Here is a 26,141-nt window from a genome sequence, read left to right on the forward strand (position 1 = left end):
TAAGGACGTGTTAAACATGCAACAGGTGCTGGATAAAATTCACAAGAGCTTAATTGTATCATGTCAAGCGCTGGAGAATGAGCCGCTGCACAGCTCATATATTATGGGACGCATGGCCATTGCTGCCAAAGAGGGCGGGGCGAAGTGCATTCGCGCAAACTCTGTAGCTGACATAATGGAAATCAAGAAAAATGTGGACCTTCCAGTCATAGGGATCATTAAACAGGTGTATGGACAAAACGATGTCTATATCACCCCCACCATGGCCGAAATTGATGCATTGATGGAAACCAAGGCGGAAATCATTGCGACGGATGCTACATCCCGGGTAAGGCCTGACGGTAAAACGTTAAAGCAATTTTATGGGGAAATACGAGCAAAATATCCAGATGTTCTGCTAATGGCGGATGTATCCACCATTGAGGAAGCCAAATACGCTGACGAATTAGGATTCGATATTGTGGCGCCCACTTTATACGGCTATACGAACGAAACGTTCGGCGAGAAAATATATCAGGATGACTATGCTGTGCTCAAAGAAATAGTGAAAGCAGTGAAAAAAGCGAAAGTGATCGCAGAAGGAAATGTCATAACACCAGAAATCGCCCGCTCTGTATTGGATATGAATGTCCATGCAGTAGTGGTGGGCGGGGCCATTACCAGGCCTCAGCAAATCACTAAAAGATTCGTCGATGCCATCCAAGAATAGGAAATGGCACATAGTAATGAAAAGGCCCAGACTGGCAACAACAGTTTGGGTCTTTTTCATTCTGGAGTCAAAGCCCCGATACTTCAAATTCCAGGAAATATCCATGCCATTTCCGGCTTTATTGTCACACAGTCAATATGGACATTTGTTTTGATACTGCCTCCAAAGGTATGGTTTGAACCGAAAGCGACATGAATCGTATTGTAGGCTTTTTCATCTTCGAGAATATTTCCTGTCACTCTGGCAGCATGGTTTGTCCCGATTCCCAGCTCACAAAGCAATCGTCCATCTCCATTCCCAAGCAGTGAGAGTAATTTCTTCCCATCCTCACCAGTCGCTTCGACAAGTCTGCCTTTTTTGATTGTTAAAACGATCGGCCTCTCCAAAAGCCCAATGCCTGCAATTGAACCGTTGATTTCAATTTGCCCCTCAGCTTCGCCTTCCACAGGGGCTATATAGGCTTCACCTGAAGGTAAGTTGCCAGAAGCGGATTTTCCTTTGAAAACGCCAGTGCTTGGAACGCCTTCCCTCCCATGCAGCGGTATCGCTAACTGGTTTTTTCCAGTTTTAATGATTAGTTTTTCAGCTTGTGCTAATCTTTCCGTCATTGCTAATGTTTCTTTTTCCACCCGTTTATAATCTGCATTTATTGCGCCATGTACAAACATATCTTCCGTAATTCCCGGCATTGTAATCACGCCTATGCCGTGAAGGTTCGCATTTTTCCGTGCTGCTGTATGCGTTAAGGAATGTTTGGTTAAACAAAAGACAATATCATGTTTCAGCATCTCAGCGGAAGCTTCCTCCGGCGGCTCTTCCCCCGATTTCGTTCGATCTTCCATTTCATAGTAAGAAGCTCTCCACCCGTTCGCCGATAAAGCATTCCTGAACTTTTTTGCTAATAAGGAAGTACTTTCATCCGTTAATACTAAAATCGAATCAGATTTAGCGGCATGTAAATTATTGGCCATGATATTTGCAACGATTGCGTGTAGCTCGCCCATGCTCATTCGCTCCCCACTTCATTAAATTTTTTATTCATATACACAAACAACAATTCAAAGAGTAAATCCCTCTCCTTAAGTTTAAGAAAAAAGAGATCCGGAAAACCGGATCACCTTTACTATACATATTCTGCAACAAGGCGTGCAATTAAGGTCCGGGGAAGAAGAACAGGTATGCCGCTCCCCTCCATGGCTTCTTTTTTATGTGTTTCGTCATATCCCATACAATCGAGGACAATGAGTTCTGCACCTTGATTTTTCAGACTTTGAGCCGCCCTTTTTTTATCACTGTCTTCATAAGGTGAGGCAACTTCCACGCAAAGCTCTATTCCAGTGCTTTTCCACTTTTGAGTTAACGTGTTTCTTTGTTCTTCTAACGGAATGACCAATCCAAGTTTCCCTTTCGACAAGATGGCCTGTACGGTATGGCTTAATATTTTATCAGGATAAATTAATGGTTTTTTATTTAGTATTGTTGGAAAATCCCCTGTACAGAGCATGATGACGGCAGAAACCTGTTCTTCCAATTTGTTTAATTCCGCTTGTAATAACGGTATTAATTTTGATTTTCCTATTTTGATTGATTCCCCGTTTCTTAACCTGGAAATATACGTAACTTCACCTTTATCAGGTGTGATGGAATAAAGGCCATCATCGCTGATCCGGTCGAGCCCCCCAGCTTCTACGATATCAACCGTGTTCCCTAGAATATGTTTAATCGAGGGTGTAACATCAACCCTTGGTGACTGGCCAATCGTCAGGACACCAACAGATTTCTTAGTCATTTTGCTGTATTTCCCAATGTTTGCAGCTTCTTCATCGATCCGTATAAATTTACAAGATGCTGAAATTCGGCTTGATCATAAAACTGAATTTCGCCCCGCGTAAATTCTTTTGCAACCTCGATGCTAAAACGTACGGCTTGCGCCACATCCACCTCATGGCTTGCACCTGTTCCGCATCCAGGGACCGCGGTTTTTGCCGTTATCGCAAGTCCTACAACTGGAACATCCGTTGTGACCGCTGGCTGTAAAATGCTATTGATATGATAGACATCGTTTCCATATGGGGTAATATCTTGAGTTGTTACAGCAAATGTAACCGGTAAATCTCCTGTTGTCATTTCCATGATCCGGATTAGATCATCACTGAACTTCAATACATACCCTTCTTTTACTGTTGGTGAAAGTGCAATGCCCCGATGATTGAATACTTTGTTCCCTTTTGTTGTATCAATTGATAGGACAGCTTCCATCTCCGGCAGCACTTCATACTGGTTCATCGTGAAAATATCAACAGGTGAGCCCATGAAAACGACAGGTTCGTGCGGTATGGTTGGAGCATCCGGACAAATATGGGTCGTGATATAGACATCCCCTGGCAGTCGATCCCCTTTTTCAGCCATTAGGCTAAGTTTTAAAGCAGCTGTAATGGCTGCGGCTGCGCCGTCCCCATCCGATACGAATCCGATACGGGAAGGTCTGGCCCCGAGCCCTCCCAATCTACCAACAATCCCTAGAGAAGGGGAACTTCCTCCTGCTGATTTTCCTTCTGTACCTTTTACCAGGATTTTAATGAAATCCGTTGAACCACTGTCACCTGCTACTGTTTGATAAGATGCTTCAACATGTGAAAATTCCGTAAACAGTTCAACTGCCATCTTCCCGTTTGCATTAGGGTCATCCAGCAGCTCCATGACTTCCATCGTATATTTCAAAGACATTATCAATCTCTCCTTTATATGATATTTTTTTGAATGATAGGTTCCACCGCTTTTAATAGCTTTTCATTAAACATCGTGGAACTTAATTTCAAGCTTTCCTTCGGTACGGAAAGAACGGCGATGCTCTGCCCCTCTCGAATTTCGGCGCTTACGAGGGGAAGTCCGGTTTTTGCATCAAACGTCATGATTAAATCGGGGAATGTCCCTTTACGCTCCCCATTCATTTCAGCCGTCATATATTCATTCCAGAAAGTCAGCTCCAAATCATCAATCTTCACGACCCCGACATCAAATCCTCCTGTTTGATTCAGGTCAAAAGTACGTACTTTTCCAGAATGGATGACCCGGCCTTTTAAAAACGATGCCACCGCTTCAATTCTCTCTGGCCCTTCAGGTACTGAAAGAAATGCTTCACCAAGTTCTATCGCTTGTGTAATGCCGCCAACCGCAGCATGATTTTTCACATAGCCCAATGTGACTGGGTTTCTGCAAACTGCAACCATCCCGCCAGCCTCAACCGACATATATCTAACCGCATTGGATGATTTGTCCAAGACGCCCGAAACAAATCCCTCCACTTTCTTATCCGCTTTTCCTCCTGAATAGGATTGCAGGGATTGATATCCCTCGACTTCCGATAAATTCAATGAACCCATCGAACCTGTTGGATGTGCTCTTCCATTACAAGGGGCATCAAGAACCGGCAAACCGGTACCGGCAGCTTGCAGCCAGCCATTTATAGTCGTGGATGCCCCATTTTCATTCGTCATGATTGCTTTGATCGGTTGTGGAAATTCCTTTTGCATTCGTTGAACCGTTTCCACAAGTTGTTGTGAATCAACATATTGTTCTTTTGCTGAAGGTGCACCCACTAAGGAAACACAAACAACATAATCCTCATCCCGCAGTTCATCAACCGTTATAAGTGCAGGCGAACCAACTTCAAAAGCAGATTCCGTTTTTTGAAGTCCATCCATAATCCAGCCTCCGCCTCCGCCTCCTAAAATACAGCCGCCATATACTGCTTTAATTGCATCTTGTTTGGTCAAAATTCTTTTTGCCATCATTTTTCACCTCATCATCGAACTTTCCAAATAGATGTAAAGAAACTATACAGTGCATCTCCAGCAATAAATCCTGCCGCTGTTGTGAACATCGCATTTTCAGCTTCCGGACCACGGACTTTCAAGATAATGACCCTGATCAAGATACCGATTATGACTGCCCAGCCTGCCATCGGATTGATAATCAACAATCCTGTCGCAAGCATGATTCCCATTTGCCTTTTAGGACCTCCGATTAACTGGATAATCGCACCGGGAATGGCCCATAAGAATAACAGCATACCGACGTTTCCTGTGACACCCTTCTCAATGGTCGCTGCATAAACCCGATCAACTGGAGGAACCAAGTCCTGGGAGAAAAATGAATCGGCAAAAATGACTACCATCACAATCGCCACTCCAAATCCGATCATTGCACTTTTAAATTGCTGCCTGCGCCCGAAAAGCTCCTCTGCAGACGTAACACTTTTGCGAATCAGTACACCCGTTTTCAAGTCATACCCCAAATCAGCAAAAGCTGGTCCCGTTGCCGCAGTAAAGCCTGTCAATAATGCTAAAGCAACTGGCGGGAACCCCATCAGCATACCGATGATAAGACAGATTAACGTAACGGCAAACGCTGGGAACCATCCTGAATGCATGGCTGCAATCCCGACAATGATTTCATGTATCAAGGCTGCTGTTGCAGCGTACAATACAAACAACGCTATCTGCCAAACAGGCATTTCACTAATGATCCCGCCCATGATCGCAAGAAGGGTCGCCCCCGCAATATAAAGTAGGAAGCCAATTCCAAATCCCTTTTTCACATCCACTTGTGTTCGCGTATATTCGTGTTCTGTATCCCGCGCCGCTTTCTTCTTGGAAGAAACAAAAACATAGATGAACTGGAACAATGCCACAATACCGCCGCCAATCATCATTCCGTGTGGGATGTAATACGCATTTAAATCCACACCAAACAATGCACCGGAGTAACCTGTCAATAACAACCCGAGCCCAAACATGGAGAGAGCCCAGATATTCCCTATGAAAGCAACACCAAAAGCGGACATTGGAATAGCAAAATAGGAACCTACAAGACCTCCTAAAATACCTAATCCAAGGTACTTCCCTTTCTGTCCGCCTTCATCCCCTGCTTTAAGGGCTTCAGCTGTAGCAATTCCCGGAGGCCAGGCCTCATTCGAACCAAATAAATTCGAGTCAAATACTTTATAAAGAATGAAACCATCCACAAATAATGCAATCCCGGCACCAATCAACATCGGGATGATCAGTTCAGGCATTCCTAAAACATAAGGTAACCCAATCGGGATTAATAAACTGTTTGCCGCACCGAACGTTGCAGCGGAAATCGTTGTTTGAACTAAGTTCTGGTTATCCAGCAACTTGTATTTATAGAACATTTGCATCGGGATCCGTGAAATCAACATCGCAATTAATGCACCGATGATGGATGTATTGGGCGTAATCCCGAGCGTTGTAATTAGCTGCATACCTACGATTGCACCGAAAACGGCAATGATAATGGAAAAGATGATAAACGATAGGTCAAAGGTTTTTTGATTCATTGGTTACCCTCCTTGTCCAAGTAATTGATAAGCAATTGCTTGTGCCTCCACTAAGTCCACTACAGGTACAGTCAAATGTTGCCGAAAGTGATCTTTTAAACGAATTGTGGAAAAGCCTGTACAAGCAAATAAGATCACGTCTGCACCTGAATCGATCAAGCCTTGCGCAACATTCATTAATTCTCCTTTTGCACCATCTTCCAATAAATCTGTTGTTTTTCTTAAGTTTTCTGAAAAAGCATATGAATGATAGTGTCCACCTAATTCTTTTAGAATTTGGCCTGGAGGCTCTTCCGTAATTCCGATGACCCCCACTTTGCTTCCGACCATACAAGCAGAGTGGGCGCCACTCGTTCCAGCCCCCAAGACAGGAATGTTTACAGCCCTTCTGCATTCTTCAATTGCCGGGTCAGCTGCACAACTAATGGTAATGGCGTCCACTTTTAACTTTTCTTCCATCCATCTTGCCAGCTGGATAATTTTCGGGTTTGCCTCTTGCTCGGATTTTTCATCATATATTCCGTTCGGTTGATTCGGTATGCAATGTGTGATTGATTGAACCCCCGCATATTCATACATTTTCTTCCCGTGTTCCAGAAGAACATTTTCATCTTCAGTTGTTAAAACCCTGATAATTCCTAACATAATACACCTCCCTATTTATATTATAAAAATTCAAACTATTAATCTGTATGCATAAAGTGAGAAAACTTTTTATTTAGTCTTTTCCCACTATTCTCACAATTAACTTTGAGTGATTCTCATTGTGGTACGATTCATCATGCTAGCTATTATTCCTGCGCATTCTTGACCTTATGCAGAGTGACCAATCACCCTGACATGATTTACTTGGTTATCCTTTGAAGAAATTTGCGACACTTCTTTCAAATGTCTGGCTCGCGATGGGGCTTGGCAGACAGTCAGCGGAAAGGGAGCGGATTTCTGATAAGTTAGAACGTGATTTCCTCTCCAGGCACTCGCTTTCCGCGGGCGGTCCGGGAGCCTCCTCGGCGTTGAGCCTGTGGGGTCTCCCCTGGACACGCTTTTCCCGCAGGAGTCTCGTACCTTCCGTTCCAATCAACTGAATTGTTTTCAAAGATAAAACTGTAGTCTGGTTTATCCTAACCTTGATAAGAAATGGTTACACATTGGTTCTTTTATTGTTTACTGAACCCTCATAGGATTGAAAAAATTTGTGCCACTCCTGCCGAATGTCTGGCTCGCGATGGGGCTTGGCAGACAGTCAGCGGAAAGGGAAACGGAATTCGCAGCTGGATCCTTTTAACAAAAAAACTGCAGGCAAACTCGCTTTTCTTCGAGTTCGTCTACAGTTTAGGACGGGTGAAAACCACCTTTTTTAGCTATGATAACTCTTTCATTTTCAAACAAAAGCGTAAAATGAAAAGATTTTCCGGATCATCAAGCTCCATGTTGATGAGCTCTTTGATTTTCTGGAGGCGATAGGTCATTGTTCTTCGGTGTATAAATAACTTTTCAGCTGTTCGTGTTACGTTTCCATTCGTATCTAAAAATTCGATTAAGGTTTCCAATAACTGCCCATCGTTGTTTGCGAGCGGCTTCAAGACCTCTTCTGCATACTTAACAGCATAAGTATCGGTACTCATATTGATAAGGATTTCGTAAATTCCCAGCTTGTCATAAGCGTAAATCTTTTCGTTAGGCCGAAATTTCAGGCCCATTTCCATGATTTTCGTTGCAGATTTAATCTTCTCATCAAGATCTTTTAAATCTTGGAAGGGGGCACTAATGGAAATATGCATATCTTCAATAGAGGAATCTAGCATTGCGGTCTGAAAAACCTCTGTTAATCGGGCTAATACGGTTTGATTATTGTTGAGTGAGTTTTGGACAAGTGAAAAAAAATGACTGTTCTTTTCAAATACAATATTTTTTTCAAACAGGAGGCTTTCTACTGTCTCCTTTATTTTTTTTCGAATTAAAACATTACCATCCATTAATGTAGATGGCGGGAAAAATGGCGGTTCGAGGTCTTTTCTTGTTAAAAACAACAGTGTATAAGACGCATTATCATTCTCTATATCGGAATGAGAGAGAGATTCTAACGTTTCTTTATCCTTTATCCGGTCTTTTTGCAATTCCAATTGCTCACTAATTACGGTTTCTGAAAGTTTTCGAATCAAACCATTCACATTCCTGGACTCCATTTCGCTAAATTGGGACTGGTTTTTATAAGGAAGATGAATGAACGCGAATACATTATTTTTCGAAATGAGAGGCACGATCAATCGATTTTTTTGATCTGAAAATTTCACTCGGTTAAGCGAACCATGTTTCAATCCCATACACCATTCATCTATTACCTCTTTATACCTTGAATGTGCAGGTTTGGATAAAAACAGGTTGGATTTCCTCCATCCGTCTGATGAAAATTTCTCCGTGCAGTAGAGCAGCCTCCCCTCACAATTCTCTATATAGACTTGAGATTCCAAGATTTTCGATAAGCTTTCAATGGCCTCCGAAACAGCAGCAAACTCCTCTTCCATAAAAGAATGGAAGGGGTTCAATAATTCTTGTGTCACCTTCTTCTTTTCTTCATAGAGCTTTTCATATAATGGAGTCAACACATTAATGTAAGATACATTTACGGGGAGTGATATAATCGGAAAAGAATGAGCATCCGCCAACTCGATCATTTCTTTTGGAAGCTGCTTAACGAACCTGCCTAATTTTACTACCAGACCTGACGCATTTTTTTCTATTAGTGCCTTTAAGATTTCACATTGTTTTTGATAATCATCTTTAACGGAGTAAAAAGTCGTCATCATCAGGATTCCTTCCGTGACCCAGCTTCCCACTTCCGGTACTTCCATTACCTCTATTGACAGGATTTCGCGTGATGTTCCCTTTTTGCCAGCAATGACGGTTCCAGTTGCGAGTTCACCGATATGTAAAGCATCCGAGATCTTCATTGTTTTGCCCCCTTTCAATAAAACTAGATTGTTGTAACCGCCGGTCTAAAGAAGAAGGAGAAAGTCCCTATTCATTATTGAGTGCCTTTCGGTTTTTTCTTAAGTATAGACGATTCAAGGGTAAGGCAGGCTCTAAAATTAAAGCTTTGCCTCAATCTTACAGGTGATAGGAAATGGATGATAGCTTATTTTTCTATTATTACTGTTGCAAAGGCCCTTTAAACAAACCGGTTATTGACGTACCTATTGGATACATTAAACTATAAATACAGATAAGAAATCCGAAATGGGTGATCAAATGGAATATCTAGCAGAAAACCTCATATATGGCATAGAGTGCAGCATGGACAAGTTCACCAAAACAGAGGAAGATTTGGCCAATTATATTCTGCAGCGCCCTGAAGAAGTAAGTCAGTTAACGATCAGTCAAATAGCTAAAAAGCTTCATATTTCACCTGCAACCATTACACGTTTCTGCCAGAAATTAACCTTTTCTGGGTTTAATGAGTTCAGGCATGAGTTAAAAAGGTTCGTGGACCTCCGAAATACTCCGAAAAATATGAAGAACATCAAGCAGGTGGATTATTTTGCTAAACTGTATCAAGATCACTTAGGTATCATTGATAATACCTTTCATATAACCACATATGACGATATCCAAAAAGCTGTCTCTTACCTTACAGAAGCAAATAAGATTCATGTTTATGGAATAGGGAGTTCAGGTATAGCTGCCCAGGAGTTCAAGTCCAAGTTTTTCCGTATCGGCTTGACTGTCGAAGCTATTACAGACCCCCACCAGTCCATGATGGATGCAGCTTTAAGTAACGAGAAAAGCGTTGTCATCGGCATTTCCATTTCCGGAACAACGAAAGAAGTGATTTCTGCAGTTAAAATCGCAAAGAAGCAAGGCTCACGCATCTTGATCTTTACTGGAGATAAAAATTCCGAGCTCTCACAGCTTGGCGATCTATCGCTATTGGTCACGAGCAAGAACAGCATGCATATGGGGCAAAACATCTCTCCATTGCTTCCGCTGCTATTACTTTTCGATTTAATATATACAGAGTTGGTCGCTAAAGATTATAAAAACAGGATAAGCATCAGGGAAAAGACTTTAAAGGTATTGACCGAGAACGACTGACTAAAACGTACATCACGAATCATAAAAAAAACCGCATCTCCAATTGCTGGATGTTACTGACAATTGGGGTGCAGTCCACTTAATATGTTCTTTTAAACCAAATTCCTTATTGCTGGCATGGAACGTTCTTGGAGTCTCTCGGAAAGAAGACTATACGAAACTACTTTATTCTTGTGCTGTTTGACTACATCCACGCGGTCGTTGTAAATGTACACAAATAATCGAATATCGTTTTTTCCTCTTTTAGTATCAATCATTATTGGAATCCCACTGTTCTCTGGATGTAAAAACAATTGCTCGTTCCCTGGGAATATATGATTTTTTTTCAAAAACTTTGCTTCATTAAAAAAATGAATCACTTGAATTTTTTCTTCCCCTTCCAAACGTTTTCCATCAAAGGTTACGATTGCATGCGCGCCACTAATTTCCGAATGTATTTTAAATTTACTCAAAATCCAATTCACTGCATCGGTTGGAAGGCAGGTAACTAATAATTTAAGCAAACTTAAGATAATGGTCAAAATCAATACAGGCACTGTCATATTTCATCATCTCCGCTACGTTATAATTTCATGATTGGCTGTTTTCGCATACTGTGTTGCTATTTACCAAGTAAAGCGGTGTGGTTGATTTCCCCTCCAGATGCTCGCTTTCCGCGGGGCGGTCGGTGAGCCTCCTCGGCGTAAACGCCTGTGGGGTCTCATCTGTACCGCTGCTCCAGCAGGAGTCTCGCACTTGCGCTCCAATCAACCTTAAATCGTTTCGTTTTAAAAACAACAATCTTTACGAAAAGAGCCTAATGATTAAATGAAAGAGGCGGTCCATTTTTCTTTGTAGTGACCGTCAAACGCTTCATTGCTTACAAAAGCGATTTTTTTCACGTATCAATCAGACTCTTTCCGTTCACATTTCCGTCACATTTGTGAACAAATTCACATTTTCCCACAAAGTAGAGTATGTCTTGTCATTCACTCATACAAACATGAGCTTTATACAATTAAGCCTATATTTCCATGCACTTTGATATGCTATTATAGCAATCATTCACGTGATATCTTAGGTTAATTTTATTACGAAGTAGATGATGCCCACAGTCAATATTAGGGCAAGACCCATATAAATATAACTAAGGTTCAACAAATTCCCTCTTGTTGCTGCAGAATAATCACTATCACTCTTTCCCGCTAACGAAAGGGTGCCAATCAGGGCAACTAAACTAATGGCTACTACTATTATTATACTTATCGTCATGATTCAACGCCTCCCCATATCATTATCCATTTCCTTGAGCCATTTCAAATTATCCGATTCTCATCGTATATCGCAGTGAAACTACACAAAAAATCGTTCCTGATTGGCAGGGCAAAATTAAACTTCCAAGTCTATCGCTCATCGTAAATATATTAGAAAACCCTACTTCTCTATAATAAAAGAACAACCAATTTTAGGACCATCCAATTAAGTGAAATTTCCACCATCCACTTTCTGAATTCTCGTTAATATACATAGAAAAGGGCAAAGCGCCTCTGAAGGAATGGCTAAGATACCACGCCTTTTGGTAACTCCAGACCTAACTTGCCTCCTCGAAAAAGAAAAAAGTTCGTCGAATAACGAAAAATAACCTAGTCTTAAACATGGTTCAGAATGAGACCGGCCTGCAGTTGGTTCTTTTAAAAAACGTTCCAGTTGATTGGAACGAAAGGTACGAGACTCCTGCGGGGAAAGCGCGTCAAAGGGAGACCCCGCAGGCGAGCGCCGAGGAGGCTCCCGGACCGCCTGCGGAAAGCGAGTGCCTGGAGTGGAAATCCACATCTAAATGATAACCGTACCCGGGAGTTAAAGGTGTTGTTTTGGGTCAGTTGATTCAGGAACATCATTTTTTTCCTGTAACACTTATTGGATTGAAGAAATTTGCGACACTCCTGCCGAATTACTGGCTAGCCGAGACACCACAGGCGCTTACGCCGAGGAGGCTTGGCAGACAGTTGGCGGAAAGGGAGCGGACTTTTGAAATCACCAGACTCTTTTAATTAAAAAAACTGCAGGCAAACCGAACCAGTTTGTCTACAGTATGAACATGAAAGCATATGATTATAAACTTTTTACAGCCTCTGCAAACCTTTTGATGCCTTCGTGAATGGAATCCTCATTTTCCCTTGCAAAAGTAAAGCGTACATATTCCTTATTTGTACCTAATGTTGAACCAGGAACGTAGATGACCCCTCTTTTGATGGATTCCTCCAGTAACTTTATTTCGTTCAATGGCACCTTCAGCTTACACCACAAATGAATTCCACCATTTGGCGAATAATACTCAACTTCTTTATGTAGGAATTCGTTAAGACTCGAAACTATTGCATCCCTTCTTTTTTCCAGCTTCCCTCTTAAGTAGTTAATATGGGCTGGAAAATACTCTGAATCCAAAAAATCATTTGCTATCCATTGAGTGAATGCGCCATGGCCGAAGTCAACCTGCTGCTTAGCATCAGATAGTCTCTCTATAACGGGTTTCGGTCCTATAATCCACCCAATTCTTAATCCGGAAGCAACAATTTTTGACAAAGAGCTTATATATAAAACATTTCCGTTGTTGTCCATCGATTTAAGAGTGGAAATCTCTTCCCCGGCAAAGGAAGTCAAACTATAAGGATCGTCTTCTATAACCGGTATTCCATATTCGGATGAAAGCTCAAGAATCCTTTTACGACGGTTGATATGAAGGACAGTTCCTGTAGGATTTTGAAATATAGGGTTCAAAAAAATCATCCTGATCCGATGTTTTTTATGGAGTTCCAGTAAATCCTCTGGATTGATGCCGTCTTTATCAACCGGCAAAGGAAAAGTTCTTAGTCCCGCGGATTGAAAGATCGGAAGGTTGTAACTATATGATGGATCTTCCAATACAACGGCATCTCCTGGCTTTAACAAGCATTGGACCACCAGATGCAGGGCTTGCTGTGCACCAGAAGTAATGAGTATGGAAGATGGCTGCGTGTCAATTCTCCTATACCGTTTAACATGATTGGTTATCGTTTCCCTCAAAACCGTATTGCCCTGTGGGTGATCATAACCCAAACTACCAATGAAGGATCTATTAGCAATGATCTCACGTAAGGATTGGACTGGGAATAAGTCTTCTGAAAGCTCCCCGCTAGCTAAGTTAATAAGGGTATTCCCTTCCGTCTCTTTGCGTATTCTTTGGGTTACTGGCATATTGGGAAAAAAAGAACCCGCTTCGATATATCGATTCCAACTAGGTATACGTTTTCGTGTAATTCCCCAGATATCCTTGCTGATCATCGTTCCGCTTCCTTTTATTCGTTCAACAAGTCCATTTGCTTCCAATTCATCATAAGCCTTAACAACTGTGCTTCTGTTAACTCCCAGTTCACTCGCCAAGAAGCGTTCAGACGGTAGCGGCCTATCCAATAAAAATGTTCCATCACCAATGCCACTCTCGATGTAAGCTGCTATTTGTTTATATAAAGGCTTCTTGGATTTTCTGTCCGTTTTCCATTCCATAAGCTACATCCTTTAAAATGTTTAGTTAAAATCGTTCTACATGATTAACTTAATATACTTATTCATTCCCAAAAGCAGTAAAACCTTTTATTTTCAGTATAATCTTCAGTCGAGATTATTGCACTTTTAGGATAAAAGCTGTCCTGCAAAATAAAAACGAAAGCCCCCATTCCTTAAATGAAATGGAGGCTTTCGTTTCATCTTTTTCAACTATGCAGACTCCCCTTCAGCCAAGGGCGATTCAGATAGTTTCCGATGGGGATTTGGATCAGGCCCGTTTTCCTTTGCGGACCGCTTATCTTGTAAAGTTCATCGCACATATTCACATCAAAGCCGAGCAGCGGGTGCCCGTTCATTCCGAGGGCTGACGACGCTAGCAGTAATTTCTGAACGAGCATCCCCGCCTCCATTTGCTGGATTCGGTATCCTCTATATCCAAGTTGCGTTTTGGAATAGTCCCGATCACCAACTACATGTATGCAGATCGGCACTTGCTGAAAATTCATGATATCGAGGGACATTCCGTATTGCAATCGGAGCCGCTGATCTCCTGATTGTATCTGTTGCAATGAATGCGTCGTGCTGTCGTAATGGTATGCACCATCTTGAATGTCTTCCACATTATACAAACAAGCATATAATGAAACGCGATGTTCGTTGTTCTCGTTTTTTCCATCCAAGTCATTTCGATAGGAGAACGAAGCGGTTGCCTCCTGCAGGAGAGCAGCCAGTTTCCATTGACTGACTTTCCGGAGTACGAAGTCCATTTCAGGTGAAAATCGCTTCCGGCAAACTGATGCCAAGTCATAGGACAGCCGCTTCACGATAGGAAGGGCTACAATATGTCCTTCGGAGTCCGCTCCATTCTTTGGATTGATCCGCCGGAATGATTGGGTGGATTCGATCATGGATGCTGCATTCATTTTAGTTAGCATCGGAAATTCCCTGATCCTTTGCGACCGAACATAGTGTTCAGGCTGAATTTCCTTCAATTCCAGCAATAATTCCCTCGAAGTGACAGGCCGGTCCATACTCCTTTCTTCCCTGAATCTACAAGAAGGTTCTGCTGATAAGGGGATCACCGCATATGTGCTCTCTTCCTCTTCCGAAAGCCCGAGCAGATGATTTATGGCCCGATCAAGGAATTGGAAGCACACCCCAGCGGTGATTCCAAAGCGTTTCGCCACTTCGAGCAACTGTCCAAGAAGCACGCCTGCATCAAGACCTTGCAGACGGTATGAAAAGTTATTATATTTGTAGAAGTTTTTCCAAAACATCGTCGATACAAAAACTGCGCCAAAGCATGCGGACATATCAAAGGATTCACCAAGTGCCTTTGTTAAATAGGAATCAAAATTCCCTTCCCGCAGCAATACCAACCGGTGGTGTGCTGCATCATAATGATATACACCAGGAGGTAATCCCTCCATCTTCAAGTACACGTACAATTCGCTCGGATACAAAGCTCCCCCTGATGGCGGAAAACGCCGGAATGACTGCATGAGGTCCTCAGATTCAGAGGATCTCGCTACCTGACTGACTTGGGTCAGGCCATATGCATACCAGAGGAAATGACCGATTCGTTCGAGGTCCTGCTTTGAAGGCCCGCTCTCCCCCGCGAGTGTCAGCGGCACCTCCAGTGATAGTGGAAAAACAGGCAAGTCACGGTAAAGCTTATACGTTAGCGGCGCATCATCCCAATCCACTTCCCAATCCGGCGGACTTGCCTTTTCGATATCAAAATGTAAATTGTGCAAAAATGTCTCTAGACTCATCCTCCAACCTCCTAAATCACCGATTATGGAAAAGGATGCGGATGTGGATTGAGCTGTTCGAAATCAAGCGGCCGTTCAGCATACCCGAGTTCCATCGGAACCCTCAGTATTCTCTCAAGCCCCGTTATGCGGGTAAGATGATGGCCGAATGTCATCGGCAGCATCCCCGGGATCAGCACTTTCACGCAATGTAGTCCATTTCGTGCAATTTCCGGTGTCGTTTGATCCACCACAATCACCTCGAGTTTCAAGCGGCGAAACTCCTGAAGGATTTCCTGCAAATCTTCCGTCAAGTCCGGATGATTGACCTTTTCCCCGTATTCTTCAGCGAAAGTTCGCATCGGGCGGTCATCATCCAGCAGAAACTGCAGTCGCTCTTCGGCTTGCGGTAAACCATACAGCATACCATGATCATCCATTTTCCGTACCAGTGAGGAATCATGCAGCATTTTCTCAACCTCATCCTGGTTCTCTTCCAATTTATCGTCTAGGGTCAGCATCATGCCAGCCAGCTCGAAGACCGCGCTTTTCACCGCCCGGACCGGGTCCAGATGGGCCCCTGCCGCACATATGATATTCAATCCTTTTTGTTTCCTGTTTTTTGCCAGCGCCCATACGCTCGGTATACCATGTTCCATCGTCGAATTAAACAAATGGATATCATATCCCGCTGCCGCCCTCGCCCTGTCAATCATCAGCTCCAGTTCTTTGTCATTTGCAGAATAAGGATCAAGACGTGTGAGGGGCAGCTGCGCATACCAGGTCAGCAGAAACGAATCACGTTCGACCACTTCCATGATGCCGTAGAAAATGGCCTCCTCCAAACTTCCCCCTAGAGCACAGCCATTGGAAGTTTCATAGACAAATCCGTGACCGCAGCCCAAGCTATAATAAGAAAGCAATTCCGGGACCAATATCGGCCGCTCTTGCAAAAATGAGTGGCCCCAAACCCAATCTATCGAGCGGTCAGGATTAAACGGTTGAAACGGGAAATCCCGCTGTGCATAATTTTCCTTCGAATGTACCCCTATCCTGATGGGATCGAGCGCAAAATCTTTTAGGTTATTGTAGCTGTCATGAATGACTGTCCGTTTGCCGCGGGGCTCCATTCCGCAATACCTTTCCAATCCCTCCAATATGGCAGTCATCTCACTGACCTCATATGAGAGAGTCCGGCCTGCCGACCCCTCATCTCCTATGAACAAAGGCAAATTAACACTTACATCGGCAAATGGCGGTACAAGGTCTATCATTTTATTATTCAAGAAACCTGTTCGATGGTCCAAATAATCCTTGGCCAGAACTTCATTCAGCTCCTCCATCGAACGGGTACGGTAACTGTCGGGACTGACTTTTGGACTTGGCTGCAACGAAATTCTAGCACTCTCTTTCGAGTCTTCAGGTAATGTTGAGCAAACCGGACACAATGGATCTGGTAAAAATGAGTGCCACGAACCATTCAGCGTCTTCAGGCTGATTAATGATACATGCCCTTCCGACCGGGCGTGTTCTCCTTTCATCACCTTCCTTACCTCTGCACAAATCAAGTGGGCCATCTGTAAAAGACCTGTGCGGGATGCCGATGCATCACGCTCTATCCCCCCATTTTCCTCCAGCTGCTGGCGGATTCCCCACATTTCTTTTCGATCACGCCCGGCCATGAGATACCTTTGGTCCGCGCACTGTGAGCAGCCAGAAACACCTGGGCGCACCAGCGGACCTATCACTCCCTCTCCAAATGATACGAATCCCCGCAGCCATGGAATGCCCGCCTGCGCGATCACCTCTTCGGCCTTTAAATGGACAGCGGGATTCCAAGCATCTTGCAGTAGAAGGACCATGGCCGACGTTTGCGGGATTCCTGCCTCGAAATCGTTTTGGCGATTCACCTGATATTGGCCGGACAGGCCCCCATGAACCAGGTCGGCCAACATTCCTTCCCCGACAACCAATACGTCAGTTTTCACCCTGATTCCTCCTCTCGCAAAAACACCCCGAATACACCTGCAATTTCTTCCTTCAAGAAAGGTTCCAGATCCATTTCGAAAACGTGGATTCGCTTACTGTTCTTCTTCAAGGCTTGAATGGCGGACTGCACCATTTCGGGATTCCCTTTCACCCCGCATGAAGGAATTACAAGATCCACCTTTTCTTCCTCAAGAACAGGCGATGCCACTAAGCCTGGAGCTGTTAAGCAAACGGTCTGGTTTTGGATTTTCATGACGGCCTTTTGCAATGCGTTCCGTAATGCGATCGTTACATTCAAACCGACAGCGCCGGACCAGCCATCGCTCGTTCCTGCCCAAACTACCGGGAAACCTGACATGTCCTCACCCAAGGCGATGATCGGATCTCCCTGCAGCCGGGTCAACGCTTGTAAATAATACCTGCAGCGCTCATCTTCCACTTGAGCCAATTGCACCGTCACAAGTTTCTCCTGGTTGAACCGCTCATTTAAAAACTCTGTATCCAAACTGCTTTGCAGTCCACGGCAAACACATTCAGCAAATGTTTCCCCTGCTCCGACGCCGATCGATTCCTTTATTTCGTCTGCACTCTTAAGCGGAGGAAGAGTCGCAACGAGCTGGCTGAGTGTTCTGGATGCATATGCTTCAACTCCTGCAAGACCGGTTTCCCTTCTCGCTTCCTCATGAGTCAGATCTGAACGGATGATTTCGGGCAGGAGTTCGGCCGGACCGGATGACAGCGGATCAACAACCTGAACGCGGCATTGAGCCAGCGGCAGCTGTTTTAAATCCCCTTCATCCCAACGATGAAAGATACCGGATTCCGAGGATGTCAACCGGCTGAAATACATAAATAACTTCCCCGGCTCAACCGAATCCGAATTCTGTTCAAGCCGCCGTTCAAAATCTTCAATCCATGCAGCAGCCCCTTTTCCCGTCACCCCAGGGTGGGGAATGAACGGATGCCATTTTCCCTCCAATGTATCCATATCCAACAGATAAAACTGATTGGCTTGTTCTGCTGTCGTAACGCCTGTAGCGTCTTTAAACCATTCGAATACCATGATATTGGCTAACATCGCTCCGGCTGTAGCGGAAAAAGAAGATGAAGCTTGATTCTTTTCCAGCTCGGCTTGATGCAAACGATGCCACGCTGACTCCCAACAACCATTTGAATCAGGATGGACAAGCGGACCAGCCATGCCTACTTGATTGATGATCAATACAGGAAACAGGATCTTTTTCCCTTGCCTGCAAACCGAATGAAGTTCTCTTAATTTTTCTATATCCCCCTCCTGTGACACATATAATATCGAGTCAAATGGCCGCACGATCTCCTGCCATTCAATCTCTGCTTCCTTTTCAAGCACGACTTCCTCTATCGCAACCTCGTCGTCCGTCTTACGCGCGTGTGCCACGATTTCATTCAATCTTTTTCTATTGGTCGGCATCGTGTCCGTAATGAGGATATGAAATGCAGGCAATCCGGATTCGATCAGTGAGGATACCAATGAAAGGAACAATGGGCCAGAGCCTATAGCCAACGCCTTTTTCTTTCGATAAGCTTCAAAACGGTGAGCCCCGGAATCGCCGCAACTTTCCAGGAACTCAATTTGCGAAGCATACTTTTCAAGAACTTGTTCCCTTAATTGATGGGGACTGTCCTGACTTACATCCCGAACAAACCCATTACCGTACAAAACCTCGGCAATTTCCATCACCCGATTCCGGTATGGGCCAGGCAATCCATCAGTCAACTCGCTTAATGTATGGTTCCCGTTAAACATCGGTAATAACTTTTCAATCCACTGAACGATCGTGCTGCCCTCCATACGGAACGAACTTATGTTATTCCTGAAATACACACCTCTATTTGGTTCCGGAAGAAAAAACGTATCCCTTTTCACTTTTAAACGCATAGAAGGGGTCAAATTCACCATTCCGCTCCTCCTAACCCGAAGCATTCTAAATTCTGCTTCAATACTTCACTCTAATTCTATGTATGACAATTTGTCTCTTATGTCTAATGATATAAAGAAAAGTCCCTGTACATGCAGGGACCACCTTTAGAAAACCTGGATACTTAACCGCCGCAACGTCCGCAACGACCTCCGCAGCGTCCGCAACCGCCACAGCGACCACAGCGACCACAGCGACCGCCGCAACCAAAGCAACCGAAGCACAAGAAACAGCCAAAACAACCAAAGCAACCGCCCACACCAATGAATTGTCGGGACGAATCATCCAAATTGTACTGGTTTTGATCCCAAGGAACTGGCTGAGTTACCTGGAAATCATCGACATTCAGGTTTTGTAATTGATTTTGAAATTCATACATTTTATAAAACCTCCGTTTATTATTTATAAGGTAGTGCTTCGTACAGGAAACCGGAACGAAATGGTCAGGGAATTAAAACCACGTCAAGTATTCCCTTCAACAAAATATGTATGGGGAGTGGGTATTGCTACTGAATAAAACGCCCATTTTCACATTAAAAGACAAATGAAAAAACAAAAAACCAGAAGGGGTAACTCCCTTCCGGTTTTCTTGATCGCCTCTTAAATTAAGTCATTAAAAGTCACTTGGCATTTTCGTTTTCCTTTATGTATAGCCATTTCAATCGAAGTCACATTAGTTCTCCAGTTGTTCATATCGATTCCAGTTTACCGATTTTTCCATCACGATTGATATCAATACGCCCATTATGAGCCCATTTGTCAAAAAGGGCTGTAGAAGCGCGGGAACGTTCGAAAAAGCATTAGGCAGGATGTTCATCAAGCTCACTCCAATCAATACTGGTACGGCAAGCCTGAATATCGTGTCTGAAGTGAAATGCTGACCCTTGAGGCTATTGAAAGCCGTACCGAACAGCTGAAGGTAAGCAACAAACAATACTGCATTCCCGACTGTTATCGGCATGGTGGCCAGGAAAGAGATGAAAGGAGGAATGAGCCCAATTATGGTCAATAACATGCCACCAAGTAAGAAGGGCCTCCGCTCATAGATTTGAGTGCTCTGCAAAAATCCGATGGATGAAGTAAAAGGTGTATACGGAACAAGGCCAAGCAACGGGGCGAAAATGGTAAAACCGCCAGTCATGAATAAAGAGTTTCGATACTGCTTGTGTTCAGCTTCATCACCGATTAATTCCGATGCGGCTTGAATGGAAGCGAACGTGTTGCACAAATTCAGTAATCCTGCAAAAAAGGATATCGCTATGATCCCGAATTCCAGGTTGGGAGCACCTAATGGGAAAAATGAAAAAGCGGCACCCGTCGATCCCATTTCCCCCCTTGCCTCCGGAAATAGCAGCTCGTAAAAAATCCATCCCACCATAATCCCGATCAATATGGAGAAATTGCTTATGGTCCTTGGTCCTTTTATCTTTAATATACTTACTAAAAGTACAATCCCCACTGATAGGAAACTTACCGGGATGTTAATTTCCCCATTCTCCGTAATCCCCAGCATCCCCTTGAAAAAGACAAAGATGAGCTGGAACGTCAGAAGGAATAAATAAACCGTCATGACCATGGGGGTAAAAATCTTCTGGACATAAGAAATCAGGTTGAAGGCAGCAATAATGAGGGTCACGACACCAGCTGCAATGAGGCCAGTGGCAATTCCCCCTCCTACCTCTGCATAACCGAGCCCTATGGATGGTGCTGATAACCCTAAATTCAACATCACTCCCCACAATAGACCGGAGTGACCTTCCATAAGTGGATACTTATGCCCCTTCCAACCCTGAAACACGCAAGCGAGCCCGGTGAAAATGAGCGAGCTTCTCATGGTCATTTCCGTAACATTGGGAGGAAGATCAAAAGCTGCGCCAATCGATATGGGCACTACTACCGTATTTGCAAAAATAAAAAACAACCATTGAAAAGAAGAAAATAGAGTCACAGAAGATCTCCAACTTTTCATAGATTCCATCTCCTTTGAACATGATACTTTTTTAAGCTCATGGTGAATTTCAACTGCCCTTCCCTTAACAAAGGCGATAGGACAACATCATGATAGTAAACGCAGTTCCCGGAGGATCTGCTGCCATTGCTGGACAGATGATTTAAATCATATGATCTTTGCAGATCTCATGCAAAATGATAACGTTACCATTAATAGTAACAAAGACTGGGGCTCCCTGCTAATTTGTTGGCTTGACTAAGGCTGCAAGGGCAAATGGGCAATAAGAAGCGAGCCCGTTTTAAATATACCGGGGTATAACAGTAATGAAGTAAGAGCAAAAAAATCACTTTCTCAGCATATAACATAAGTAAGTAAAAGTACATGACAGCCGTTCCATAACCAAAACGAAAAAGGAAATCCGGAAGTACCCGGAAATCCTTTTTCGTTTGGCTGTTTTCGCATACTTTGTTGCTATTTACCAAGTAAAGCGGTTGGTTGATTTCCCCTCCAGATGCTCGCTTTCCGCGGGGCGGGCGGTGAGCCTCCTCGGCGTAAGACGCCTGTGGGGTCTCACCTGTCCCGCTGCTCCCGCAGGAGTCTCGCACTTGCGCTCCAATCAACCTTAAATCGTTTCGTTTTAAAAACAACAATCTTAACGAAAAGAGCCTTTCGTTTAGTCCTACCGTTCAATGGACTGCTTTTGTTTATATAGTGAACCGGAAACTAAATTCCCCTTGTAAATGACCGCTTTACGTTCAGAACGCCTGGCAACTGCCTCTGCCGAACAGCTTGCGTCAATCAACACAAGACTTGCGACATCCCCCGCCTTCGGCCATACCTGGATACCCTTTTCATCCAATGGGGTTTTTCCGCCAGTTATATACCCAAGTGTACGGGAAAGTGAAACTTCATCAATCCATTTGAATCGTTCAGCGAGCCTTCCTGCCCTCTCCAAGATGTCACCATTCCCAAGTGGGGACCATACATCAAAGATATTATCATTGCCAACCGATACTTCAACCCCTCTTTCATGTAATAAATCAACCGGGGGCATCTGCCTGTTAATCGGAACACTGGTGACGATGGAAATCCCCGCCTCCCTAAGAATGTCAGCCAGTTCATAGGCTTCTTCCCTGGATACGTCCCCGATGCCGAACGCATGGCTTAATGCTACCCTGCCTTCCCAGCCCGCCTGCTTGGTCAGAGCTGCCAAACGCTTCATGGTGAACGTGCCCAGATGGCCGGGATCATGTAAATGCAAGTCCACATCAGCGTTCGCTTCCACTGCTAAATCCATCAATTGTACCAGCGATGCTTCAATATTGTTATCGACTGTGGCTGGATCGACCGCCCCGACGATTCCCGCTCCGTTTCGCAATGCCTCCTTGACAAGCTGGACAGATCCGGACCGTAGCAATCCGTGCTGCGCAAATGCGACGATTTCTGAACTGAGTCTATTAGAATAGCCAGCAAGCGCCTGTTGTACTTGTTCTAAGTTTTGCAATCCCGCTTCCGGATAGATATCAACATGAGTCCGGATATGTGCAGAGCCAGAAGCTAACAGGATTTCCAGTAAAGATTCTGCACGTTTACATGTGCTTGTTGCAATGGAAGGCAGAACCCTTTTCTCATTTTCAAAGCGTTCAATGACACTTGAAGAAGGAGTGCACGCTCTCCAAACATCCCCCATCAGTGTCTTATCAAGATGGACATGCTTTTCAATGAATGATGGTAAAGCCAGCAATCCTTTTGCATCTTCCACTGGTAAATCATCACGTAAGGCTTCCCCGTCTTTGACAATCTTCGTGATCCTCCCATCCTCCATCAACAGATGAAATAACCCGGTCATCGTTCCTGTAACTCGTTCATTCTCTTTTCGGTAACCACATTCCAAACGAACATTCTTTAACCAATAGATTGTATTCATGATCTTCATCCCTTCTTGAAATAGACCTTCAATTCGACTTCAAGGCAGATTCGCGATCGAGTCCGCCGTAAACCAGATTTCCATTGACCATGACCGCAGCCCGTGTTGATCTCCTGGCAACCGCCTCGGCAGCACATGATGCATCCACAAAAACCATACTTGCGTCATTTCCCACATTCGGCCATAAACGATTTCCTTCATGATCCAATGTCCTGACTCCGCCGGTAATGAATTGAAGCGATTGAGACAATCCATACTCGTCCTTCCAGATGTACCTCTCGGCCAAACGGCCTGCCTTTTCCAGCATATCTCCAGTACCGAATGGGGACCAGGAGTCATAAAAGCCATCGCACCCGAGAGCAACATGGACTCCTTTTTCATGCAGTGAATCAATCGGGGGAATGACCCGGTTGATCGGAACTGTAGACATGATGGCTATCCCCAAGTTTGATAATTCACTGGCCAGTTCATTTGATTCTCCTATTGAAACATCACCAAGCGCAAAAGCATGACTGATGGCTGCTCTGTTTTCCCACCCTGCTTCATCGATCAAGGAAGCCAGTTTCTTGATCGTATATAAACCAAGATGACCGGGATCATGTATATGAATATCAATATCTGCATCAAATTCAACAGCCAAATCGATCATTTCATATAGGGAAGCTTCTATATTGTTATCCACTCCGCCAGGATCCAGGCCGCCCACCAAGGATGCCCCTTCTTTCATCGCCTGTCTCATCAACCCTTTTGAATTCGTTCTTAGCAGTCCACGCTGCGGGAATGCGACGATCTCGTATGTCATTTTCCCTCTGAAACTACTTAGCGCCTTTTGAATTTCCTCCAAGTTCTTCATACCGATGTACGGATCGATGTTAACATGCGTCCTTACATGCGTTGCCCCTCCGCTTAACAATAATTGAAGCATCCGTTCAGCCCGGAGCCGTCCAGTTTCAGCCAGTTCAGCAAGCTCTTTTGCTTCTAACTTTAAGCGTTCGATTAAGTTCGGAACCGGAGTGCATGATTTCCATGGCAGTCCTAAATAAGTCTTGTCAAGATGGTTATGCATCTCTTTAAAAGGAGGAAGTGCAAGCAGCTTTCTCGCGTCGAGAACGGGACCATCCGTTTTTAAAGGCATAGTTGAAGCCACTTGCAAATCCTTTATGATCCCATTTTTTATATACATGTTGTAAGTAGCTGTTTGCGTCCGATCAATTCGACCATCCTTAAAAACAAATCCACTATCAAGTGTAACGTTTGTAAGCCAGTATGCTTCATTCATCAAATCACTCTCTTTAATAGAAGATTAAACACCTGTCGTCTCAAAAGATGAAATGGATCCGCTAACAACATTGCCCCTGAAGATGACAGCTGCACGCTTTGCCCTTCTAGCCACAGCTTCCGCAGAACAGCTGGCATCAAGCAACACGATATTCGCCTCATCCCCGACATTAGGCCATGCCTTGACCCCGTCCTGGTTTAATGGGGTCTTCCCTCCTGTTATGAATTGCAGGCTTTGCGCTAAGGAACGTTCTTCAATCATGCGAAACCTTTCTGCAAGGCGACCGGCCTTTTCCAAATTGTCCCCGATGCCAAAAGGTGTCCAATGATCAGTGATGCTGTCATTACCCAATTCAACTTTCACCCCTTTTTCATGAAGCAGGGGGATGGGGATCGTCCTGAAGATGGGCACTGTGGATGTAATCGATATTCCTGTTTCCGAAAATCTTTCGGCGATGCCCGTAGCCTCTGGGACAGAAAGATCTGCCAAACCGCTGGCGTGGCTAACCGTTACCCTTCCTTGCCAGCCTGCGTCTTCCGTCAGTGAAGCGAGGCGCTGCATCGTGAAGAGTCCAAGATGATCCGGATCATGTAAATGGACATCGATATCGGAATTGTATTCAACCGCGATATCCATGATCGTTTCAAGTGACCGCTCTATGTTTTCATCAATGGTGGCTGGATCCACGCCGCCTACCAGATTCGCGCCATTCTTCATGGCCTCCCTTATCAAACCGACGGAATTGCTGCGTAATAGTCCATGCTGCGGGAATGCGACGATCTCATACGTCAATTTATCACTATATCCTTCCAGTGCCTGAATGGTGGCCTCTAAGTTTTTCAGTCCTATAACGGGGTCGATGTTGCAATGTGTGCGAATATGGGTAGATCCGAAGTCCAATAATAAATCCAGCATTTTTTCTGCCCTTACTTTAGCGGTAGGCAATAATTCTGGCAGTAAAACCTGCTCTTCCTCTATCCGGGTTTTAACGCCATTAATGGCAGGCATGCAAGCCTTCCACGGACCGCCATAATACGTTTTATCAATGTGGATATGCATTTCCTTAAACGAAGGGACCATCAGGAGGCCGTGAACATCATGCTGCGGGTCCTGATCCGTTATCGATTCTTTCGCCAATAAAATGGAGGTTATTTTTCCATTTTCAATCTTGATGTGGTAATGACCGGTTTCAGTGCCGGTGATCGTTTCATTTTCATTATAAGTAAAACCATTTTCCAAGCGTACATTCGTCAACCAATACGATTGAGACATTAAACTCACCCTTCCATTCAGATTGAACATGCATCACTTTCATTATAGTTTTAAAGTTCAGCAAATAATTTCAGAATTTTTACTCGTTTTTATGTTATTTTTACTTATTGTGTCAAAGAAAAGGCTCACCCTATAATGGATGAACCCTTTCAGACTGTAGACAACTCTATGAAAACTCAATTTGCCTGCAGTTTTTTATTTAAAAGTTCAATTGATTTCAGAGATCATCCCCTTTTTTTGCAGTCGTTGATTTCCCTTCAGGCACTAGCTTTCCGCGGGCGGTCGGCCCATCCGCATCAAAGCAAGCGCCTTTGGGGTTCCAGCCA

General features: G+C 44.1%; 20 protein-coding genes. 2 read left to right on the forward strand and 18 right to left on the reverse strand.

The features are described from left to right. The first annotated feature begins 16 nt into the window (after positions 1 to 16). A complete protein-coding gene (locus MPH60_RS17900) occupies positions 17 to 709 on the forward strand; it encodes an N-acetylmannosamine-6-phosphate 2-epimerase (RefSeq protein WP_241591554.1) in 693 nt (230 codons plus the stop codon). Positions 710 to 792: 83 nt separating this feature from the next. Here MPH60_RS17900 and MPH60_RS17905 read toward each other — a convergent pair whose 3' ends face one another. The 7 genes from MPH60_RS17905 to MPH60_RS17935 all read right to left on the reverse strand — a co-directional run bounded on the left by MPH60_RS17905 (position 793) and on the right by MPH60_RS17935 (position 9,022). Next, positions 793 to 1,713, reverse strand: coding sequence for an aminopeptidase (locus MPH60_RS17905; RefSeq protein WP_241591409.1), 921 nt, complete (start codon positions 1,711 to 1,713; stop codon positions 793 to 795). A 119-nt stretch (positions 1,714 to 1,832) separates the two neighbouring features. Beyond that, complete coding sequence (locus MPH60_RS17910; protein ID WP_241591407.1) at positions 1,833 to 2,498, reverse strand: AroM family protein; 666 nt, start codon at positions 2,496 to 2,498, stop codon at positions 1,833 to 1,835. Continuing rightward, positions 2,495 to 3,436, reverse strand: a complete 942-nt coding sequence (locus MPH60_RS17915) for a DUF1177 domain-containing protein (RefSeq protein ID WP_241591405.1) — start codon at positions 3,434 to 3,436, stop codon at positions 2,495 to 2,497. Before MPH60_RS17915 ends, MPH60_RS17910 begins: the two co-directional genes overlap by 4 nt. Before the next feature lie 14 nt (positions 3,437 to 3,450). Continuing rightward, the gene (locus tag MPH60_RS17920; RefSeq protein WP_336275412.1) at positions 3,451 to 4,503 is read right to left on the reverse strand and encodes a DUF917 domain-containing protein; all 1,053 of its coding nucleotides are present in this window, start codon (positions 4,501 to 4,503) and stop codon (positions 3,451 to 3,453) included. Positions 4,504 to 4,514: 11 nt separating this feature from the next. After that, the gene (locus MPH60_RS17925; protein ID WP_241591402.1) at positions 4,515 to 6,071 is read right to left on the reverse strand and encodes an OPT/YSL family transporter; all 1,557 of its coding nucleotides are present in this window, start codon (positions 6,069 to 6,071) and stop codon (positions 4,515 to 4,517) included. A gap of 3 nt (positions 6,072 to 6,074) precedes the next feature. Continuing rightward, positions 6,075 to 6,716, reverse strand: a complete 642-nt coding sequence (locus MPH60_RS17930; RefSeq protein ID WP_241591400.1) for an aspartate/glutamate racemase family protein — start codon at positions 6,714 to 6,716, stop codon at positions 6,075 to 6,077. A gap of 716 nt (positions 6,717 to 7,432) precedes the next feature. Continuing rightward, complete coding sequence (locus MPH60_RS17935; RefSeq protein ID WP_241591398.1) at positions 7,433 to 9,022, reverse strand: PucR family transcriptional regulator; 1,590 nt, start codon at positions 9,020 to 9,022, stop codon at positions 7,433 to 7,435. Between the two features lie 298 nt (positions 9,023 to 9,320). Here MPH60_RS17935 and MPH60_RS17940 point away from each other — a divergent pair, with 298 nt between their 5' ends. Further along, a complete protein-coding gene (locus MPH60_RS17940; protein ID WP_241591397.1) occupies positions 9,321 to 10,163 on the forward strand; it encodes a MurR/RpiR family transcriptional regulator in 843 nt (280 codons plus the stop codon). Between the two features lie 92 nt (positions 10,164 to 10,255). Here the strand turns inward: MPH60_RS17940 and MPH60_RS17945 are convergent, their stop codons facing one another. The 11 genes from MPH60_RS17945 to MPH60_RS17995 all read right to left on the reverse strand — a co-directional run bounded on the left by MPH60_RS17945 (position 10,256) and on the right by MPH60_RS17995 (position 25,815). Beyond that, the gene (locus MPH60_RS17945) at positions 10,256 to 10,705 is read right to left on the reverse strand and encodes a YfmQ family protein (protein WP_241591395.1); all 450 of its coding nucleotides are present in this window, start codon (positions 10,703 to 10,705) and stop codon (positions 10,256 to 10,258) included. 514 nt (positions 10,706 to 11,219) lie between these two features. Next, positions 11,220 to 11,414, reverse strand: a complete 195-nt coding sequence (locus MPH60_RS17950; protein WP_241591393.1) for a hypothetical protein — start codon at positions 11,412 to 11,414, stop codon at positions 11,220 to 11,222. Positions 11,415 to 12,254: 840 nt separating this feature from the next. Continuing rightward, positions 12,255 to 13,685, reverse strand: a complete 1,431-nt coding sequence (gene pdxR / locus MPH60_RS17955; RefSeq protein WP_241591392.1) for a MocR-like pyridoxine biosynthesis transcription factor PdxR — start codon at positions 13,683 to 13,685, stop codon at positions 12,255 to 12,257. A 206-nt stretch (positions 13,686 to 13,891) separates the two neighbouring features. Then, a complete protein-coding gene (locus MPH60_RS17960) occupies positions 13,892 to 15,460 on the reverse strand; it encodes a SagB family peptide dehydrogenase (protein WP_241591389.1) in 1,569 nt (522 codons plus the stop codon). Between the two features lie 23 nt (positions 15,461 to 15,483). Further along, positions 15,484 to 17,394, reverse strand: coding sequence for a TOMM precursor leader peptide-binding protein (locus tag MPH60_RS17965; protein WP_245406345.1), 1,911 nt, complete (start codon positions 17,392 to 17,394; stop codon positions 15,484 to 15,486). Positions 17,395 to 17,423: 29 nt separating this feature from the next. Beyond that, complete coding sequence (locus MPH60_RS17970; protein WP_241591386.1) at positions 17,424 to 19,367, reverse strand: putative thiazole-containing bacteriocin maturation protein; 1,944 nt, start codon at positions 19,365 to 19,367, stop codon at positions 17,424 to 17,426. A gap of 143 nt (positions 19,368 to 19,510) precedes the next feature. Continuing rightward, positions 19,511 to 19,765, reverse strand: coding sequence for a heterocycloanthracin/sonorensin family bacteriocin (locus MPH60_RS17975; RefSeq protein WP_241591383.1), 255 nt, complete (start codon positions 19,763 to 19,765; stop codon positions 19,511 to 19,513). Positions 19,766 to 20,059: 294 nt separating this feature from the next. Next, the gene (locus MPH60_RS17980; RefSeq protein ID WP_241591381.1) at positions 20,060 to 21,355 is read right to left on the reverse strand and encodes a uracil/xanthine transporter; all 1,296 of its coding nucleotides are present in this window, start codon (positions 21,353 to 21,355) and stop codon (positions 20,060 to 20,062) included. Positions 21,356 to 22,016: 661 nt separating this feature from the next. Continuing rightward, positions 22,017 to 23,264 (reverse strand): amidohydrolase, encoded by a 1,248-nt coding sequence (locus MPH60_RS17985; protein WP_241591379.1) that lies wholly within the window; start codon positions 23,262 to 23,264, stop codon positions 22,017 to 22,019. 28 nt (positions 23,265 to 23,292) lie between these two features. After that, the gene (locus tag MPH60_RS17990) at positions 23,293 to 24,543 is read right to left on the reverse strand and encodes an amidohydrolase (RefSeq protein WP_241591377.1); all 1,251 of its coding nucleotides are present in this window, start codon (positions 24,541 to 24,543) and stop codon (positions 23,293 to 23,295) included. Between the two features lie 24 nt (positions 24,544 to 24,567). Further along, on the reverse strand, positions 24,568 to 25,815 hold the full coding sequence (locus tag MPH60_RS17995; protein ID WP_241591375.1) for an amidohydrolase family protein: 1,248 nt from the start codon (positions 25,813 to 25,815) through the stop codon (positions 24,568 to 24,570). Between the last annotated feature and the right edge of the window lie 326 nt (positions 25,816 to 26,141).

The organism is Peribacillus sp. Aquil_B1, from assembly GCF_022603275.1.
Lineage (GTDB): Bacteria > Bacillota > Bacilli > Bacillales > DSM-1321 > Peribacillus.

What these genes read in the sequence shown, in the direction of transcription:
- MPH60_RS17900 (WP_241591554.1), top strand. Translation starts at nt 17, where the DNA reads ATGCAACAGGTGCTGGATAAAATTCACAAGAGCTTAATTGTATCATGT.
- MPH60_RS17905 (WP_241591409.1), bottom strand. Translation starts at nt 1,713, where the DNA reads ATGGGCGAGCTACACGCAATCGTTGCAAATATCATGGCCAATAATTTA.
- MPH60_RS17910 (WP_241591407.1), bottom strand. Translation starts at nt 2,498, where the DNA reads ATGACTAAGAAATCTGTTGGTGTCCTGACGATTGGCCAGTCACCAAGG.
- MPH60_RS17915 (WP_241591405.1), bottom strand. Translation starts at nt 3,436, where the DNA reads ATGTCTTTGAAATATACGATGGAAGTCATGGAGCTGCTGGATGACCCT.
- MPH60_RS17920 (WP_336275412.1), bottom strand. Translation starts at nt 4,503, where the DNA reads ATGATGGCAAAAAGAATTTTGACCAAACAAGATGCAATTAAAGCAGTA.
- MPH60_RS17925 (WP_241591402.1), bottom strand. Translation starts at nt 6,071, where the DNA reads ATGAATCAAAAAACCTTTGACCTATCGTTTATCATCTTTTCCATTATC.
- MPH60_RS17930 (WP_241591400.1), bottom strand. Translation starts at nt 6,716, where the DNA reads ATGTTAGGAATTATCAGGGTTTTAACAACTGAAGATGAAAATGTTCTT.
- MPH60_RS17935 (WP_241591398.1), bottom strand. Translation starts at nt 9,022, where the DNA reads ATGAAGATCTCGGATGCTTTACATATCGGTGAACTCGCAACTGGAACC.
- MPH60_RS17940 (WP_241591397.1), top strand. Translation starts at nt 9,321, where the DNA reads ATGGAATATCTAGCAGAAAACCTCATATATGGCATAGAGTGCAGCATG.
- MPH60_RS17945 (WP_241591395.1), bottom strand. Translation starts at nt 10,705, where the DNA reads ATGACAGTGCCTGTATTGATTTTGACCATTATCTTAAGTTTGCTTAAA.
- MPH60_RS17950 (WP_241591393.1), bottom strand. Translation starts at nt 11,414, where the DNA reads ATGACGATAAGTATAATAATAGTAGTAGCCATTAGTTTAGTTGCCCTG.
- pdxR (WP_241591392.1), bottom strand. Translation starts at nt 13,685, where the DNA reads ATGGAATGGAAAACGGACAGAAAATCCAAGAAGCCTTTATATAAACAA.
- MPH60_RS17960 (WP_241591389.1), bottom strand. Translation starts at nt 15,460, where the DNA reads ATGAGTCTAGAGACATTTTTGCACAATTTACATTTTGATATCGAAAAG.
- MPH60_RS17965 (WP_245406345.1), bottom strand. Translation starts at nt 17,394, where the DNA reads ATGTTGGCCGACCTGGTTCATGGGGGCCTGTCCGGCCAATATCAGGTG.
- MPH60_RS17970 (WP_241591386.1), bottom strand. Translation starts at nt 19,367, where the DNA reads ATGGTGAATTTGACCCCTTCTATGCGTTTAAAAGTGAAAAGGGATACG.
- MPH60_RS17975 (WP_241591383.1), bottom strand. Translation starts at nt 19,765, where the DNA reads ATGTATGAATTTCAAAATCAATTACAAAACCTGAATGTCGATGATTTC.
- MPH60_RS17980 (WP_241591381.1), bottom strand. Translation starts at nt 21,355, where the DNA reads ATGAAAAGTTGGAGATCTTCTGTGACTCTATTTTCTTCTTTTCAATGG.
- MPH60_RS17985 (WP_241591379.1), bottom strand. Translation starts at nt 23,264, where the DNA reads ATGAATACAATCTATTGGTTAAAGAATGTTCGTTTGGAATGTGGTTAC.
- MPH60_RS17990 (WP_241591377.1), bottom strand. Translation starts at nt 24,543, where the DNA reads ATGAATGAAGCATACTGGCTTACAAACGTTACACTTGATAGTGGATTT.
- MPH60_RS17995 (WP_241591375.1), bottom strand. Translation starts at nt 25,815, where the DNA reads ATGTCTCAATCGTATTGGTTGACGAATGTACGCTTGGAAAATGGTTTT.